General features: G+C 57.6%; 13 protein-coding genes. 5 read left to right on the top strand and 8 right to left on the bottom strand.

Going from position 1 to position 15,882, the window contains the following annotated elements; genetic code table 11:
• The first annotated feature begins 182 nt into the window (after window positions 1-182).
• Both FHT73_RS12840 and FHT73_RS12835 read left to right on the top strand, forming a co-directional pair.
• On the top strand, window positions 183-2,279 hold the full coding sequence (locus FHT73_RS12840) for a carboxy terminal-processing peptidase (protein WP_183712089.1): 2,097 nt from the start codon (window positions 183-185) through the stop codon (window positions 2,277-2,279).
• 509 nt (window positions 2,280-2,788) lie between these two features.
• Window positions 2,789-3,373, top strand: a complete 585-nt coding sequence (locus FHT73_RS12835) for a YigZ family protein (protein ID WP_183712087.1) — start codon at window positions 2,789-2,791, stop codon at window positions 3,371-3,373.
• A gap of 69 nt (window positions 3,374-3,442) precedes the next feature.
• On the opposite strand, the gene FHT73_RS12830 is transcribed toward FHT73_RS12835, so the two are convergent.
• A complete protein-coding gene (locus FHT73_RS12830; RefSeq protein WP_183712085.1) occupies window positions 3,443-4,732 on the bottom strand; it encodes an MFS transporter in 1,290 nt (429 codons plus the stop codon).
• A gap of 934 nt (window positions 4,733-5,666) precedes the next feature.
• Here FHT73_RS12830 and FHT73_RS12825 point away from each other — a divergent pair.
• Window positions 5,667-7,226, top strand: coding sequence for a glycosyltransferase family 39 protein (locus tag FHT73_RS12825; RefSeq protein ID WP_183712083.1), 1,560 nt, complete (start codon window positions 5,667-5,669; stop codon window positions 7,224-7,226).
• A 66-nt stretch (window positions 7,227-7,292) separates the two neighbouring features.
• Here FHT73_RS12825 and FHT73_RS12820 read toward each other — a convergent pair whose 3' ends face one another.
• The 6 genes from FHT73_RS12820 to FHT73_RS12795 form a co-directional block, all read right to left on the bottom strand.
• Window positions 7,293-7,913 carry a YdeI/OmpD-associated family protein gene (locus FHT73_RS12820; protein WP_183712081.1) on the bottom strand — a complete coding sequence of 207 codons (621 nt, stop codon included), beginning with the start codon at window positions 7,911-7,913 and terminating at the stop codon, window positions 7,293-7,295.
• 294 nt (window positions 7,914-8,207) lie between these two features.
• The gene (locus tag FHT73_RS12815; protein WP_183712079.1) at window positions 8,208-8,840 is read right to left on the bottom strand and encodes a phosphoribosyltransferase family protein; all 633 of its coding nucleotides are present in this window, start codon (window positions 8,838-8,840) and stop codon (window positions 8,208-8,210) included.
• Window positions 8,830-9,510 carry an energy-coupling factor transporter transmembrane component T gene (locus FHT73_RS12810; protein ID WP_112609987.1) on the bottom strand — a complete coding sequence of 227 codons (681 nt, stop codon included), beginning with the start codon at window positions 9,508-9,510 and terminating at the stop codon, window positions 8,830-8,832. Before FHT73_RS12810 ends, FHT73_RS12815 begins: the two co-directional genes overlap by 11 nt.
• On the bottom strand, window positions 9,507-11,030 hold the full coding sequence (locus FHT73_RS12805) for an ATP-binding cassette domain-containing protein (protein WP_183712077.1): 1,524 nt from the start codon (window positions 11,028-11,030) through the stop codon (window positions 9,507-9,509). The genes FHT73_RS12810 and FHT73_RS12805 overlap by 4 nt, the downstream gene beginning before the upstream one ends.
• Window positions 11,031-11,048: 18 nt before the next feature.
• Window positions 11,049-11,621: an aminotriazole resistance protein gene (locus tag FHT73_RS12800; protein ID WP_112410989.1), complete on the bottom strand. Its 573-nt coding sequence runs from the start codon at window positions 11,619-11,621 to the stop codon at window positions 11,049-11,051.
• 445 nt (window positions 11,622-12,066) lie between these two features.
• A complete protein-coding gene (locus FHT73_RS12795) occupies window positions 12,067-12,942 on the bottom strand; it encodes a phosphoribosyltransferase family protein (RefSeq protein ID WP_246712104.1) in 876 nt (291 codons plus the stop codon).
• Here FHT73_RS12795 and FHT73_RS12790 point away from each other — a divergent pair.
• Together FHT73_RS12790 and FHT73_RS12785 are read left to right on the top strand one after the other, a co-directional pair.
• Entirely contained in the window at window positions 12,910-13,854 is a 945-nt protein-coding gene (locus tag FHT73_RS12790) for a LysR family transcriptional regulator (protein WP_112609981.1), read from the top strand. The two genes, FHT73_RS12795 and FHT73_RS12790, sit on opposite strands and share 33 nt — an antisense overlap.
• A 271-nt stretch (window positions 13,855-14,125) precedes the next feature.
• Complete coding sequence (locus FHT73_RS12785) at window positions 14,126-14,668, top strand: hypothetical protein (RefSeq protein ID WP_246712103.1); 543 nt, start codon at window positions 14,126-14,128, stop codon at window positions 14,666-14,668.
• Window positions 14,669-14,765: 97 nt separating this feature from the next.
• Here the strand turns inward: FHT73_RS12785 and FHT73_RS12780 are convergent, their stop codons facing one another.
• Window positions 14,766-15,842: a LacI family DNA-binding transcriptional regulator gene (locus tag FHT73_RS12780; protein WP_183712069.1), complete on the bottom strand. Its 1,077-nt coding sequence runs from the start codon at window positions 15,840-15,842 to the stop codon at window positions 14,766-14,768.
• Window positions 15,843-15,882: the final 40 nt, after the last annotated feature.

Here is a 15,882-nt window from a genome sequence, read left to right as displayed (position 1 = left end):
GTCGAATCCGGTAGGACCAGCTTCGTATTCGCGGCTGTGTAGACCGTCTTCGCACTCGCGTAACACAAATGTTTCGAGAATCTTTCCCGAAGGAAAGCATCTGTCCGGTTGCCAAAAAACCATAATTGTTCCACCTAGATTATAGATTGAACATTTAACGTTGAGAATCGGGCCAAGACTTGATGCGTACGAAATATGGTTTCTTCTGCCTGTTCCTGGCATTTGCGTCATCGGCATATGCTCTGGAAGCCGGTTCACCGCCAGTTTTGACACCGCTGCCGCAGCAGGCGCAGGCCGCTCATTTGACGGCGCAATTTCTGCAGCGCTTCCACTACAAGCCCGTTCCGCTCGACGACGTTCTCTCCGCCCGGATCATGAATCGCTTCATCAAGTCCCTCGATCCGGATCGTGTCATCTTCCTGCAGAGCGATATCGACAAGTTCATGGCGGGCAGCACCAAGATCGATGACGCCATCAATCAGGAAGATTTGAACATCCCCTTTTCCATCTTCAACGTCTATGAGCAGCGCGTCGTCGACCGCATGACCTATGCCCGCAGCCTCCTCAATCAGAAGCTGGATTTCACCGCCAAGGAAGAGTACGCGCTTGCGCGTGACAAGGAGCCTTGGCCACAAACCGAAGCTGAAAGCGATGATCTCTGGCGCAAACGCGTCAAGAACGACTGGCTGCGCCTGAAGCTTGCCGGCAAGGATGATGCCGCCATTCGCGATACGCTCGACAAGCGCTACGAAAACTCGCTGGAGCGCGCCTATAAATACAAAAACGACGATGTCTTTCAGACGTTCATGGACGCCTATACGACGTCAGTCGATCCGCACACCGACTATTTCGGCGCGACCGCCTCGGCGGAATTCGATATTTCGATGAAACTTTCCCTGGTCGGTATCGGCGCGGTGCTGCAGGAAAGGGACGACTATACGACGATCCGCGAACTGGTTGCCGGCGGCCCGGCGCAATTGTCCGGCAAGCTTGCGGTCGGTGACCGCATCATCGGTGTCGGTCAAGGTGAGAACGGCCCGATCAAGGAAGTCGTCGGCACGCGGCTCGATGAAATCGTGCAGATGATACGCGGCGCCAAGGGTTCGGTCGTACGCCTCGACATTTTGCCTTCTGATGCCGGGCCGGACGGCAAGCATCACGTCATCAGTCTCGTCCGTGACAAGATCAGCCTCGACAAACAGGCCGCCAAGCAGACGATCCTATCCGTGAAGGACGGCAATACGACGCGCAGGATCGGCGTGATCACCCTGCCGGCTTTCTATGAGGATTTCGAAGCCCGGCGCAAGGGCGATAAGGATTACCGCAGCGCCAGCCGCGATGTCGCCAAGCTTCTCGGCGAATTGAAGCAGGAGAAGGTCGACGGCGTCCTGATCGACCTGCGCAATAATGGCGGCGGCTCGCTGTCGGAAGCGATCGACCTGACGGGGCTCTTCGTCGGCAAGGGTCCTGTCGTCCAGCAGCGCGATGCAGGCGGCGAAGTGGAGGTCGAAAGCGATGATCTTGCCGCCCCGGCCTGGACCGGCCCGGTCGGCGTGCTGATCAATCGCGGCTCGGCATCGGCCTCCGAGATCTTCGCCGCAGCGATCCAGGATTACGGGCGCGGCGTGATCATCGGCGAACCGAGCTTCGGCAAGGGCACGGTGCAAACCGTTGTTAATCTCGATCAGGTGGCCCACAATCAGAAACCGAAATTCGGCGAGCTGAAACTGACCGTCGCTCAATTCTTCCGCATCAACGGCGGTACGACGCAGTTGCGCGGCGTGACGCCGGATATCAGCCTGCCCGGAATTTCGGACCTCAAGGCCTTCGGCGAATCCAGCTACGACAACGCGCTGCCTTGGACGCAGGTGAAGCCTGCGAACTACAAGCCCTGGGGTGACCTCCAGGCGCTGCTGCCGCAGTTGCAAAGCCGCCATGACGCGCGAGTGAAGGACGATCCGGAATATAAGCGCTTCGTGGAAGACCTCACCACGCTGAAGGAGCAGCGCGACAAGAAGGTCATCTCTCTCAACGAAGCCGAACGTCGCAACGAGCTGACCGCCCAGGCAAACCGCATCAAGGCGCGCGGGCAGGCGAATGATGGCATCGATACCGGCGAGGATGATGGCCTGCAGGCCAATGAGCGCAGCTTGAGCGCCGATATCGCCATCGAGAAGGCCCGCAAGAACGCAAAGGATATCCTGCAGAACGAGGCGGCCTCCATCGTTGCCGATGAGGCTGACCTCCAGGCCGGCATGTCCAGGGCCGCGGCAAAGTAGTCGCAGAGTTCCATCCTGCCTCTCACGGCCGAGGAATCGACGTCGCCGACGTGACGTCGACCGCCTCGCCGGCTGCGGGTGCATGAGACTCGCGGCTAAAGCAAAATGCCAAAAAGTGTGGATGGCCTTCGGGCGACCTCCCGTTCTATCACCTTGATTTCAAGGCGAATTCGGATTTCAGGTCGAAGACCATAAGATCATGGAGCTTCAGAGCCTCAGCTACGTTTCAGCTAGCCGTTGTACACTGCGTGCGTGCGAATACTTGCGCCCCCAACAAAGTTTCGCACGAGGCGCCGATAAGGCTCTCTGCTCTGCCTCATGCAAATGAGGCAGAGCTTTCTCTGCCTGGATCATGCTCGACGAGCTTCGGCTACGCCATCGAAGGCCTTGGATACTTTCCACGGCTATGCTCATCCAATTCATTATATCTCACCGCGCGCCACCGCATGTCTTTTCGGGCGGCGGCAGCTGCCTCTTCGCAGCGTGCACGAAATTGGCTAAGAGGCCATATGTTTGAGCTTGTTTCGATCGCCACCGCCAATCAGGAAATCAAGCGAAGCCGGTTCGTTGCGACGGCAGCTCCGATCGCTGATACCGAGGCGGCAAAGGCGTTTGTCGCGCAGCACTCTGTCACAGATGCCAATCACAATTGCTGGGCCTGGCGTATCGGACAGAACTATCGCTTCAGCGATGATGGCGAGCCGAGCGGCACGGCCGGCAAGCCGATCCTCCAGGCTATCGACGGCTTCGAATTGGATATGGTCGCCGTCGTCGTAACACGCTGGTTCGGCGGCACTCTTTTGGGTGCAGGCGGACTGATCCGCGCCTATGGCGGCACTGCCGCGCAATGTCTGCAATGCGCGGAAAAAAGAGAAATACTGCCGACCATCGCGGCAACGATCGATGTGCAGTTTTCGCACCTCGCTCTCGTAAAAGCGAAACTTCATAGCGAGGCCGGCGTGCAGGTTCTGGAAGAGCGTTTCACCGAATCCGGAGCCCTGCTCAGCGTGACCATAGCCGCGTCGCTCGCCGAACAGGTTTTTGACACTATTCGGGATCTCACGAGCGGCCGCGCCACGGTAAAACTCGATTGATCGGAGCGCTCAGGGATATGCCCAAAGGATGATGCTTTCCTGGCCCCGCAATAGGGCGGAGATAGGCAATTAATCACCTGAGAACACAACGCCCTGAGGTCGCCCCGGTGCGGAAGCGGCAACCCGCACCACTCCATGAAACCCGACCCAAAGCGCAATCGACCCGAGCGCAAAGCTGCCGAGGATCATGAACATCGTGCTATAACCGATCTCCTGCGCCAGCCAGCCGCCGATCGCCGGGCTCAGGGATGCGCCGACCCCTTGCATGGTCATGACGACGCCCTGGCCGACATTGATACGGCCGGTTCCGTTCAGAATGCGGGCGACGAGCGTCGGCACGGCAACGCTTTGCAAGCCCGCGCCGATACCATCGAGAACCTGAACGGGATAGACCCCCCAGGACGTAATCAGATGCGCCGCCACGAAGCCGCGGATCGGCAAGGAGGCGAACGAGACCAGCAGCACCAGCCATTGTCCTCTCCTTTCCGCCATATGCATCGCGATCAGAGAAGTGATGATCATCGTGCCCTGCGCCACCACCACCGTCAGCGCGACGAAGCCCGCGGGATCGGCCTGACCGGCGGAGACGACAGCCAGCCCGAACAATGGCAACATCGCGCCGTTGCCAAGATGAAACAATGCAAGCGCACCGGCCAGGATGAGCAGCGGCTTCGATTCGGCAAGCACCTTGAAGCCGCTCGGTTTTCGGTGCCTGGCAGGCTCCCCCTCTCCCGGCGGACCAACGGCGGCAAGGGTCGCGCCGCGCGCTTCGTCATCGTCGATCGCATCGGCTGGGATCATCAGCACGGAAATGATGGTCAGCACGCCGAAGACGGCTGACAGCCAGAAGACGGCAGTCAGCCCGAACATCCAGCCGAGCCACCCCGACAGCCCGGCACCGACAAGGTTGCCGGCATGATTGAATGCCTGATTGTAACCATTCTGCCGATTGAAGCCCACCTGCCGGACAATGCCGAGAGTAATGCCATTAAGCGCTGGCCCGATCGCGGCGCCGGCAATAGCGGTCGCAACCTGGGACAGCGCCACGACCCAGAAGAACTGTGACACCAATATGATCATCGAGGCAAGGACCGTGCAGATGCCAAGCACGATCACGCATGTGCGCTTATGCGTGGTCTCATCGATGAACGCTCCGGCGGGGGCCATCATCACCATCCCCGCAATCCCACCGATCGTCATGACGGAGCCGATCGATCCGCTTTGCCAACCATGGGCGACGAGGAAAACCCCGAGGAAGGGTCCGATGCCCGCCTGAACATCGGCCATGAAGAAATTCAGAAATCCAAGGGGGACGAGAGCTCGGGCTTGGTGGTGGTCGTTGGGGGATGAGCGCGACAAGTGACAACTACATGGTTTCTGAAATCGTCCAATGAAAAGCGCTGGACGGCAAAAGGTTCCGCAACATTTAGATGGATGCAGGCGGGCCTGGCCAGTGCTCTCAACTGCTCCGTCGCGAACGCGATGTCCTGGCCGAAGGACAATTCGAGCGTATTGCCATGCGTCTATGTCTTAAGGTGCTCTTCGTCCTGCCGAACTTTTCATTGGTCCGGACCTGGCATCGCCGCGATCGAGTGCGGCGCATCGCTGGTTCTGCGGGCAGATCGAGGAATTGCTACAGCCGGCGGCATGAACATCACGCGGTAAACCTCTATAAAGTCGAGGGATATGTTCGCTCGGGTCGAATTCGACAGGATCGAGTGTTTCGAGAGGGAGCCTATCTCCACATCGATACGGAAGGTAAAAGTACGAGCATCTAAAAAAGAGAAGGATTCGGAGGGAAAGCCGAATCCTTCTCGTCTTGATCGGAGGTCAACCGATCGGGGTGGGCAGCCGCATCGGATTGGAACGATGGGCTGCGGCTACCGACACAGAGTGTCGGATGGCGGTCGGACTCAGAGTTTGAAAAGCGCCCCTCGCCCAAGCTTGAGCTCTATATACATACATTCGGTATGTTTGACAACTGATCTCAAGGAGAATATGGCAACATTCAGAGAAAATTTATTGTTGCCGCCGGGTGTGGCCTTCATACTCCGCAGCCCTAGTCAATTATTGACCATGCAAATTCGACCGGCATGATGTCGGAAAGCTGAATGCGATGAATGACGAGGATACTTTAGTGACCCGGAATGACCCGGCTGCTCAGGAACGATATCTGAGGAATTAGATCCATCCTCGACATGCCAACCCTAGAAATCCCACTGAAAACGATTGTGCCGTCGCGACATCTATGAGATGGCCGTGCAACGATCTTGGCAATCGCACGGAGAACCGGATGAACCCCCTGGGAAAAGACAGCCTTGCCGGTGTCGGACAGCAGACTGCATCAATCGACAGCAGGTCATCCTCCGAATACTGGTGGGTACCCGGGAGCCTGGCGATATATTTCATCGTGCAGGCAGCCATCCGCATCGCCATATCGAGCTCGCTGCGGATCGACGAAGCGCAGCAGTTTCTCGTCGGCCAATGGCTCGCCTGGGGTTACGACGCCCAACCGCCGCTCTACAACTGGATTCAGTACGGCATCTTCGAAATTTTCGGCACGAGTGTCGCATCGCTCGTCATCGTGAAGAATCTTCTGCTTTTCCTGGTCTATCTCGCCTATTACAAGCTTCTGCGATTGCTCTTGGCCGACAAAAGGCTGGCGGCGGTCGGAACGCTATCGCTCCTGACGATGCCACAGATGTTCTGGCAGGCGCAGAGAGACCTGACACATACCGTCGGCACCCTGCTTGCGGTGCTCATGTTGATCTATTTCGTCATCGTCACCATCCGTCGTCCGACAGTCCTCTCCTACGCGCTGATCGGGCTTTGGGCCGGGCTTGGCATGCTGACGAAGTACAATTTTGCTCTGGTGATTGGCAGTGTCCTCATCGCGACCTTCTTTCATCCGGTCGGGCGAAAAAGGCTTCTGGACTGGCGCCTCCTGCTGACGCTCGCAATCGCCGTTCTCGTGTTCCTGCCGCACGCGATATGGATGGTGTCCAACATGGATCGGGTCCTGACAACGACTGTCCAAACCATGTCGGAGCGAGGCGCCGGCGGAAAGCTTTCCGATATCGGTTTCGGACTTCTGGAGCTGATAAAGACGAGCGTCGCCATCATAGCTCCCACGAGCGTGATCTTTCTGCTGTTCTTCCGTCAATCATTTCTGCGAGCCCTGCGAGCCAGAAGTGAATGGAGCGATTTCGTCGGCAGGATACTCTTAAGCACCGCCGCTATCTTGGTACTCTTGATACTGGTGATCACGCTTACGGAATTTCGCGACCGCTGGCTGCTACCCTTCCTGTTTCTGCTGCCAGCCTACTTCTGTCTGAAGCTCGATGCAGCGGGACAGCAGAGCCAGGCCGATATAAAGAAATTCCTTTACGTACCCATCGTCATGATGATCGCGCTGCCTCTGATCATAGCCGGAGGTGTCCTTTTTGCGCGGTTTTTCCATTCTTATGAGCATTTGAACGCCCCTTATGCCACCTTCGTGGACAAAGTCGTCACCCCGGAAGGAAAACAACCCTCGGCGGTCGTCACGACGACCTGGCTCAAGGCCGGCAATCTGCGTGTGAACATGCCGCACACATCGGTCGTATCGACGGAATATCCTGCGTCAGATCTCAGCCGGCAGGTCATAGGCGATGGACCGGTCCTGTTTGTCTGGAACGAACGCGACGGGCATCAATCAACCATGCCGAACGCACTGCAGCTATGGCTCACGTCGAAATACGGAACGGCGGCGGAACTGCCGCCGCAGCAGGACATTGCCCTTCCCTATTACTACGGCAAGGAGCCGGATCGTTATCACTTTGGTTATGCTTGGTATTATCCTAAACCGAACTGACTTGAGATTGCGCAGCGGCTCGAACCCATCGATGATGATCAAGAAGCAGAAGACATCAATTGCCGGCTAGCGCTCCAGCGCGCCCTTTCCGGCAAGAATATGATTGCGAAACTTGGCAATCCGCGCGGCCCGCGTTTCGGATTTCTTCACGGAGCCGAGGTTGATCACATAGCTTTTCTTTCGCCCTGGCGTCAGATCGTGAAAAGCTTCCGCCAGCTCGGGATCGGAATCCAGCGCCTCGATCAGCTCGTCCGGCAATTCAATTTCGCCCACCTCTTTTGCAGGCTTGATGCCGGCCTCCGCATATCCCATCGCCTCCTTCAGATAGGCTCGGATGACGGGCTCCATCTTCGCCACGGCGGCGTTACTCACGAAGCGGATCATATCGGGATGCTGGGTATTCTGCCCTTGCTTTTCGAGCACGCCCTCAGGGTCCTTCATCAGCGCCGCGTTGAAGAAAGTGAGGCGAAAATCGCCGCGAAAGGCGCCGATGATGACGATGTTGCGTCCGGCGTGCATGTAGCATGGATGGGCCCATTTCACCGTCTCGACGAGCCCCGCCTCCCGACAGATTCGGCGCAGTTCGTTCAGACCGTCAATCCACAACCTCGTCGAACAGTCCGGCGTCGCAAAGCGTTCGCAGCGTCCGCATCCCTTGGCAAAGAAGTCCTCGATATCGGTGATCATGTCCTCATCCACTTTATAGTTCGGCTATCTGAAGTATCCACGCCATCAGCCAGAACAAGACAAAGGCTTGATAAAAGCAAGTGGCCGGGCCATGCTCGTATGATCGCACCCCGGGTTTGCCAGCAATAGCCTCAACTTACGCCATCCCCGCCTTGGCATCTCCATAGGGCTGTTTCTGATCCGGCCCGAAGCTGGATCATCATGTGCGAAATTCCATGTGTAGAACAGTTGGCTGCTCGGGTCGATGACGAGCACCCCTCGATCCAAGATACCGCTCCAGTCGCTGCGGAAAGTTCAAGTGCCGGGGATCGGCTCCCACGTCGAATTGCCGGTCCTGGAGAATTGCGGGATATGGGCGAGGCTCTGAATGAGATCGCAATCGGATCCCAGCGTCTCGCGCCAATCGCGGGCTTCCGTCAGAATGACGCCAATGCCGACGACCTCGGCTCCAGCCTTGCGCACCAGTTCCAGCGAGCCCTTGAGGCTCGATCCGGAGGCGACCACGTCGTCGACGACAAGCACGCGCTTGCCGTTGAGAAGGGGGATTGCGGCACGGTCCAGCAGCAGGCGCTGCTCGCCCTTGGAGGTGATGGAGGAGATGCGTTGTTCCAGTGCATTCGCCAAATGGATTTTCGGCGACTTCTGCAGGACGACATAGTTATTGAGGCCGAGTGCACGCGTGACCTCAATGGCGACGGGAATGCCGAGCGTCGCGGTACCGATCACGATATCGGGCTTGAGCGATGCGAATTTGGCGGCAAGCTTGGCGCCGACATGTTCACCGAACTTCACACCGAGATCGATGACCATCATCAGCGAAATGGCAAAATCCGGCTTGATCGCCACGATAGGCAGATCAACGGTATAGCCGGCAACGTCGACCTTCCAGTTCTGCCCGGTTCTCGGGTCGGCGGTCTCAGGGCTCATAGGTCTTATCCTTCATGCTAAGGCGCTGCTCGACCATCAGGCCAACCTCGCGCCAGGTTGTTCGCTTGTGTTTCAGATCGTACCCGGAAAGGGTAAGCGAAAACGAGATGGCATGCGCCATGCGGATCGCCTGAACGAGCAGCGGGATGCCGCGTGCCAATGCAAAGCGCAATTTCGTCGGCAGGCCGACATCGTCAATCTCCATGCCGCGAGAACGCTGGGCATCCGCAATGCGCTCGAAATCGTCGCGCAGCATCGGAATGACGCCGAAGGTGAGCGATAGAACGAGAGTGGCAATGGAGGGTAGGCGCGCGGCGCTTGCCGCCGCCAATATTTCGCCCGGCGAGCTTGTTTCCATGACGAAATAGAAGGCGGCCGTTGTCGTCACCAGCCTGGCGGCCATCGCCGCCGCGACAGGCAGGGCCTGCGGCGTTGAAAGACCCTGCAGCCAGAGATTTATCATCCAGCTCACCATGACCATGCCCGTCAGCAAAGCAGCACCCTTGATGTAGCCGCGAAGACCGGGAACCCTCAGGCCCCACAGAAGGACCAGGCAGACAAGCGCAAGAGTTACACCGAACCGCCAATCCGGAGCAAACCAGGCAGCCAGCATGATGATGAAGGCAACGCCCAGCTTGATAAAGAAATTGAGCTCATGAAGCCGCGTCATGCCATGCTCCAGGCCGTCATATCATAGGGCGTCTGCCAGCCGAGAGAACGGAAGGCATCGCTTTTCCAGCCCTCTTCCGGCGCTCCCTCAAACGCGATCGTGCCATTGTCGAGGATCATCAGGCGAGTGGCCAGATCGTCGACGAGTTCCAGATCGTGCGAAATCAGCATCACGGCTCGGCCCGAGGACTGCATCGAAGAGATGAAAAGCTCCAGCATCTGCCGGCCTTTGATGTCTCTGCTTAGAAGCGGTTCATCGATGATGGCAACGAGTGCGCCGGTGGCATCGGCGCAGGCAAGCCCCAGCAGCGCCTGCTGGCGGGCCGATAAAGCAAACGGATTGGCTTCCGCCAGGTCGGAGAGTGCGTAGCGCTCCAGCGCCGCCTTGGCGCGCGCGATGACGGCCGGGTCGCTCGACGATGCGCTCGACGCGGTGATGGCAAAGATCACCTCACCGAGCACGGTCATGTTGAACAAGATATGCCGCATGTTTTGGGGGATATAGGCGATCTTGCGGGCTCGCGCGGCGACCGACCAATTATCGGCCTTCATCCCGTCGAGGAGGATGGAACCCGAGGTGGTTTTCGTCAGCCCGAGGATCGATTTGAACAGCGTCGTCTTCCCGGCGCCGTTACGGCCGATAAGCGCCAGCACCTCTCCGGCCCGGACATCGAAGCTCACGTCCTTCAGCACCGGGTTTCCGCGCGAGCGCGAAAGCTGGCTCGCCAGCCCGGATACGGTCAATAGCGGACGCCCTCGCTCGACCGTCTGCCGCGCGGGCGGGGCGCGCATCGGCGGCAGAATGCCGGCATCGATCCAGGCGGCATCCTGCCTGAGCACCATCTTCGGCGGCATGCTTGGAGAGATGCCGCCGCGACGCAACAAGGCAATGCTGTCTATTACGGAACGAAGCGGCAGAGGGTCCTGCTCGGAAATCAGCAATGTCGGGGTGCTGTCCAGCACTTTGCGCAGGATATTGGACAACCGCACGCGCGCAGCCGGATCGAGCCCGGTCGTCGGTTCGTCCAGCACCAGAATCAATGGGCTGGAGACGATCGCCGCAGCAATGGTGACCATTCGCCGTTCGCCCCCCGAAAGGGTCAGAACCCGCCGGCCGCTCAGTGTTTCCAGCCCGAACTCGGTCATCAACTCGGCGAGCCGGTCCCGGATCACGCTCCGCTCGACACTCTTGTTTTCCAGCGGGAAGGCGATGACGTCCTCGACGCAGATATCCCATAGCTGGTCTTCGCTATTTTGCGACACGAAGCTGATCGTGTCGAAGAGTTCCTTCTTTGTAAGGGAAGGCAGCGGACGGCCGGCAAGTTCCACCTGCCCGGAGAATTCGGCAACGGGAATGAGGCGCGGAATCAAACCCGCGGCAACGCCGAGCAGCGTCGACTTGCCGCTGCCGGCTTCACCACAGACGAGAAGCCGCTGCCCCTCGTCAAGCATGCAATTGGTATCGGCAAACACCGGTGCGACGCCGCCGAAACCAATCGTCAGATTGGCAATATTGAGCACTTGTCGATCCAGATTGGTTCAGAAGCGCTTGAAACCGGCGGGATGAGCACTCTTCAGAATTTTCAGGGCCGGGATGATCAGAAGCGGCGTGCCGACGACCATCGGGACGATGTCGGACAGGCCGATATAGCCGAAGCCCCACCAGAACGGGAAAATGCCGAGATAGGCAAGGCTTGCTGACACCGCCGCCACCATGATCAGCCCGATGACAAGGCAGACCACGGCAATCTTGATCAGCGCGGCGCGATCGAAGACCGTCTTGGCAGGATCGAAGAAGAGCCCCGGCACGAGACCGGTCAGACCGACCATGATGCCATCAACAATAAGCGAATGCGCGGGTATGAACGTGCCGGCAAGAAGCGACCAGACAATGGTGCCGAGATAGCCGCAGATGAAGCCGCTGCGCCAGCCGAGCAGAATGCCGATCACTGGCGGCAGGAAGGCGAAAATGCGCCACTGAATGATCCCCGGCACGAGTTGGATCGGATTGGCATAGGCCCAAAGCACACCGGTCGCGGCTGCCGCCACGATCGAGAGGACGATGGGAAAGAGTGTATTGCCGTCAGTTTGTGACATGCTCGCTGGCTGCATGATTTTGGTTCCTTTAAAAAGTAATTTCCAAAAATTGCCGAAGAACCGGCTGAGAGGCTCTCCGCGACCATTCAAGCGCAGTGACGCGCTTTATCTATAATGCATGCACTTGCTCGGATAATCGCCCATCCGATCATGAAAGGCAGTGTGAACACGCCACCTGCCAACCTCAGTTACAGTACGTCTCGAACTTCAGAGGCTTGGATGGGTTTTTGAAACGAAGATCGCGAAGCAATCGAATTGAGACTGGGATGGGAATCGATTGCCGGCTCACAGAAAAACCTCTTCCAAGAATTGAGTGACTATGCGTGTTTCCGTTCGTAAAAACCATTTCAGATTGCATATAAAACATCACCTAGCATAAGGGACATCGATCGGCCAATCCATTCATGCGCGTCATGGACCGGCTGCATCAAGATAGCCATGCTAGGGATCGGCGACTTACCTACATCCCTGCTGCGCTCTTTTGGATTGCCGCGCGTCTTCGCTGGAACTGCGTCAAATTCTTGCCAGGCGAAGCCAGATCATCCGTCCAAGCGTCCTTTTCGGTGACGACATCGGGCGTCGCCACCCCATCGACAATATCGAACTGTGGAATATGTCCCAGGCTGGTCACGAGACGGGCGTCATCACCCAGCAAATTCCGCCAGGCATGACCCTCGGTCAGAATGGCGCCGGCGCCAATGATGTTTGCGCCTGCACGGCGCACCAGCCTGAGAGCGGCCGCCATGCTGGAACCGGTTGCGATAACATCGTCGACAACAAGGACGCGTCTGCCTTGAAGCAGTTTTATCGAACGGCGATCGAGCAGGAGACGCTGCGGCACTGCGGTCGTGATGGAACGGACATCCTCGACCAAGGCATCGGCAAGATGAAACTTGGGCGATTTCTGCAAGATGACATATTGATCGATACCAAGGCGCCGCGAAACCTCTATGGCGACCGGCACGCCCAAAGTAGCGCTGCCGACGACAATATCGGGTTTCGACTGCGTGAAATGACGGGCAAGGGCCTCGCCGACGAGATCTCCGAACCGGATCCCCATATCGATTACCATCAGCAATGCGATCGCGCGACGCTCGCTCAGCCGGACGATCGGCAGGCTGAAATTTTCGCCCGCAACCCGTACCTGATAGGTTTGAGAAGTCTCAAGATACATCACTGCGGCCTTTTTGGCACATTGTTTGCATTCAAATTCTCGTCTTAATAGACACCAGATCACACGATTTTTACAACCAACAAAATTCGTCTGGTATGTTTCCTTTTCTTCAACGAGGTATAGCTCCGAATGAGCAGGCTCCTGTTTTCCCGCTTCGCGCATTACCTCGACGAGATCGCCAATCACGGCTCGATCAGAAAGGCCGCCGAAAAGCTGAACGTATCGGCTTCAGCGATCAACAAACAGCTCATCAGCGCCGAGGAGGAGTTTGGCGTCACTCTCTTCGAGCGCCTGCCGCGCGGCATGCGGCTGACATCGGCGGGCGAATTGCTCGTCAATGGCTATAGGGAATGGAATAAGGACCTTTCCCGCATCAAATCCGAAATCGAGGAGCTGAAAGGACTTCGCCGCGGCGAGGTGAAAATAGCCTCGTCGCAAGAAGCGGTGCCCGATTTCCTGCCCGCAGTGATTGCGCGGTTCACGAAGGATCATCCTCGTATCCGCAATGCGATCGCAGTGGAGGATTCCGACCGTGTGCGGCAGCTGGTTAGGGATGGGGGCGCAGACTTCGGCCTTACCTTCAGCCCCCTGCCCTTGCCGGGAGTCGTCGTCACGCGTTCCGCCGACTTTCATCTCATTGCCATGCTGCCGGGAGATCCCCACCTTGAACGGCCTGACAGCATATCCATAGACGAATTCTTCAAGAAGCCGATAATTGTACCCGACACCAGCAGCCACCTACGCGATATCGTCGATATCGCCGCTGCCCGTATTGACATCCGCTTTCAGCCAATTTTGACCACCAATAGCCTGTCGCTCATGCGTTCCATGGTCCGCGAGGGCTGCGGTTTCGGCGTGACGGCCATGCCTGCCGGCGGGCCCCTTGCCCATGAGGTTGGATTGCACTACGCCCGCATAGCGGACAACGACTTACCGCCAATGGTGCTTTCTCTGATCGTCGATCCCAAGCGCAGTCTCTCGATGACTTCAATCATTGCGCGCAGATACTTTGAGAAGTATTTTGATGAGATTTCTCTTCAAAATGGAAAAACATCGACCAATACGTTTGAATAGCCGTTCCCTATCGAGGCAAGTCACTGCTTATCTACGCTGCCACCTGACTTCCCCTGATCATCCTCTTCCTTAAGCGGCGTATGGCGAGGCCGCGAGTCTTATGATTATCTCCGTGAAATTATTCGAACGCAGGAGATTAGGAGTCGCTCTCCCGTTGAAGAAAAGGCAACACACCGAGCGAATTTTGATGCTTGCAAAAGTTGCATAATCTCGTGCCTATAAGGCCCTGTCTCTTCCAATGCTAATTCTCGATGTGGCAAGGGAACGGTGAATGACGGATAGCTATGGCCGATCTGGATCCCAGGGGAGAGCGCGAACAAAGCTGCGACTCCTCCCTGCGCTGGAACCACGCCCTGTCGAAGAGCAAACTGAAGAAACTTCCCCGCCCGAAGCCAAGGCGTATCTTTTAAATCCGGCTGATGGAACCATTCGCACGGTGATGCTTCCCGCCAGCAACCGTACCGAATACATCCGCAAGTTGGTGAGGGCCAGCAAAGTCGATGTTATCAGAATCGAGGATGCGCATTTTCTCTATACCGATAAGAATGGCCTTATCGACGGCCTTTCGAGCGTTACGGATTTGAAGGGGCACTCCTCCCCTCTGGCTGGTAATCTTTTGATCGTTGGCAGGGATGAAAGCGGCGCGGCCGCAAGTGTCAGCGCCGGTATCGATGATGTCGCTTCGTGGTTTACCATCATCCGTCCGGTTTTCCTGCCTGTTTTCGAGATCTTGCGCGAATCTCAAACACTCAGCACCCGTGTCATCCGCCTGGATGTCCGGATCGAACGCTCCATACCGAATGTCATACGGTGAGCGGGAGAGAACGTCGGTGCTCTCGCTATAATTCACTATAATGATGTCCCTATAGCTGCGGCTCTTTTACGCCCGGATGAAAAATGCAGAGCTGTCCCTAAACATTTGACGGCGCCGGACCAAAGCTTTCGCGCCGAATGAGCTTGCTTTCGATGACATGACGCAAGGCCGTCGCCTTATCCGGCGCGTCGATCCGTTCCATCAGCAAGCTCACGGCCATCTGCCCCATTTCCTCGACAGGCTGTTCGATGGTCGACAATGGCGGCAGCGAATACTCACAGACCGGGGCGCCGTCGAAGGACACAATGGAAAGATCGGTTGGAATCTTCCAACCCATGCGTTGAACGCAGCTCATGAAAGAAATCGCCATGTCGTCGCTGGTGGCAATGACGGCCGTGGGCTTCAAGATGAGATCGGCAAATTCCGCCGCCGCAGCGACGCCGATCTGGAAACCATGCTGATAATCAAGGCTGCCGCCGGACCTGACGATCGCCGTCTCCGGCAGACCCGCGGCGGCAAGCGCTTCAACGGCACCCAGATAGCGTTCTCGGTCATGGTAATTGCCCTCGGGACCGGCAAGATAAAGGAAACGCCGATGGCCGAGAGCAATCAATTCGGTCGTGGCATCGCGAACGGCCTGGCGATCATTGGTTACGACACTCGGCAGGGCTGCGTGGCTCATGTCGAACAAAAGAGAGACAATCGGCAGAGCGGAATCCTTCAGTGACCGACCGCCATGAACCGGCAGATCCGAGGAGAGAATGATGGCACCACGCACCGTGCCTCCGAAAGCCAGATCGAGGATATGGCGCTCCGAAGCCTCGTCACGATCGAGGTTGGCAATCATCAGATGATAACCATTCTGCCTCAACGACCTGTTTATTCCCTGTAGGACCAGAGGGATGACCTGCGAAACACCGTAATAGAGCGAGCCCGGCAGAATGATCATGACGACATTGGACTTGCCGACACGGAGCCCCCTCGCCATGGCATTGGGCGTATAGCCGAGCTGCTTGGCGGCAGCGTCGATCTTGGCGCGCGTCTTTTCGTTCACGCGACCGGGATTGGCGAGCGCCCGGCTCACCGTGGAGATCGCGACGCCTGCCAGCCGTGCGACATCCGCCATCAGAGGGCCGGAATGCTCTTCTGCCGGCAGATCCTTGTTATTCTTCACTTTTTGGCGTCCTTCCCAATGCCCATCGCGCGGGATGCTA

The sequence above is a fragment of the Rhizobium sp. BK098 genome (assembly GCF_014193155.1).
Lineage (GTDB): Bacteria > Pseudomonadota > Alphaproteobacteria > Rhizobiales > Rhizobiaceae > Rhizobium.
Note: the sequence above shows the minus strand (reverse complement) of the source record. Positions and strands in the feature narration are given on the sequence as shown.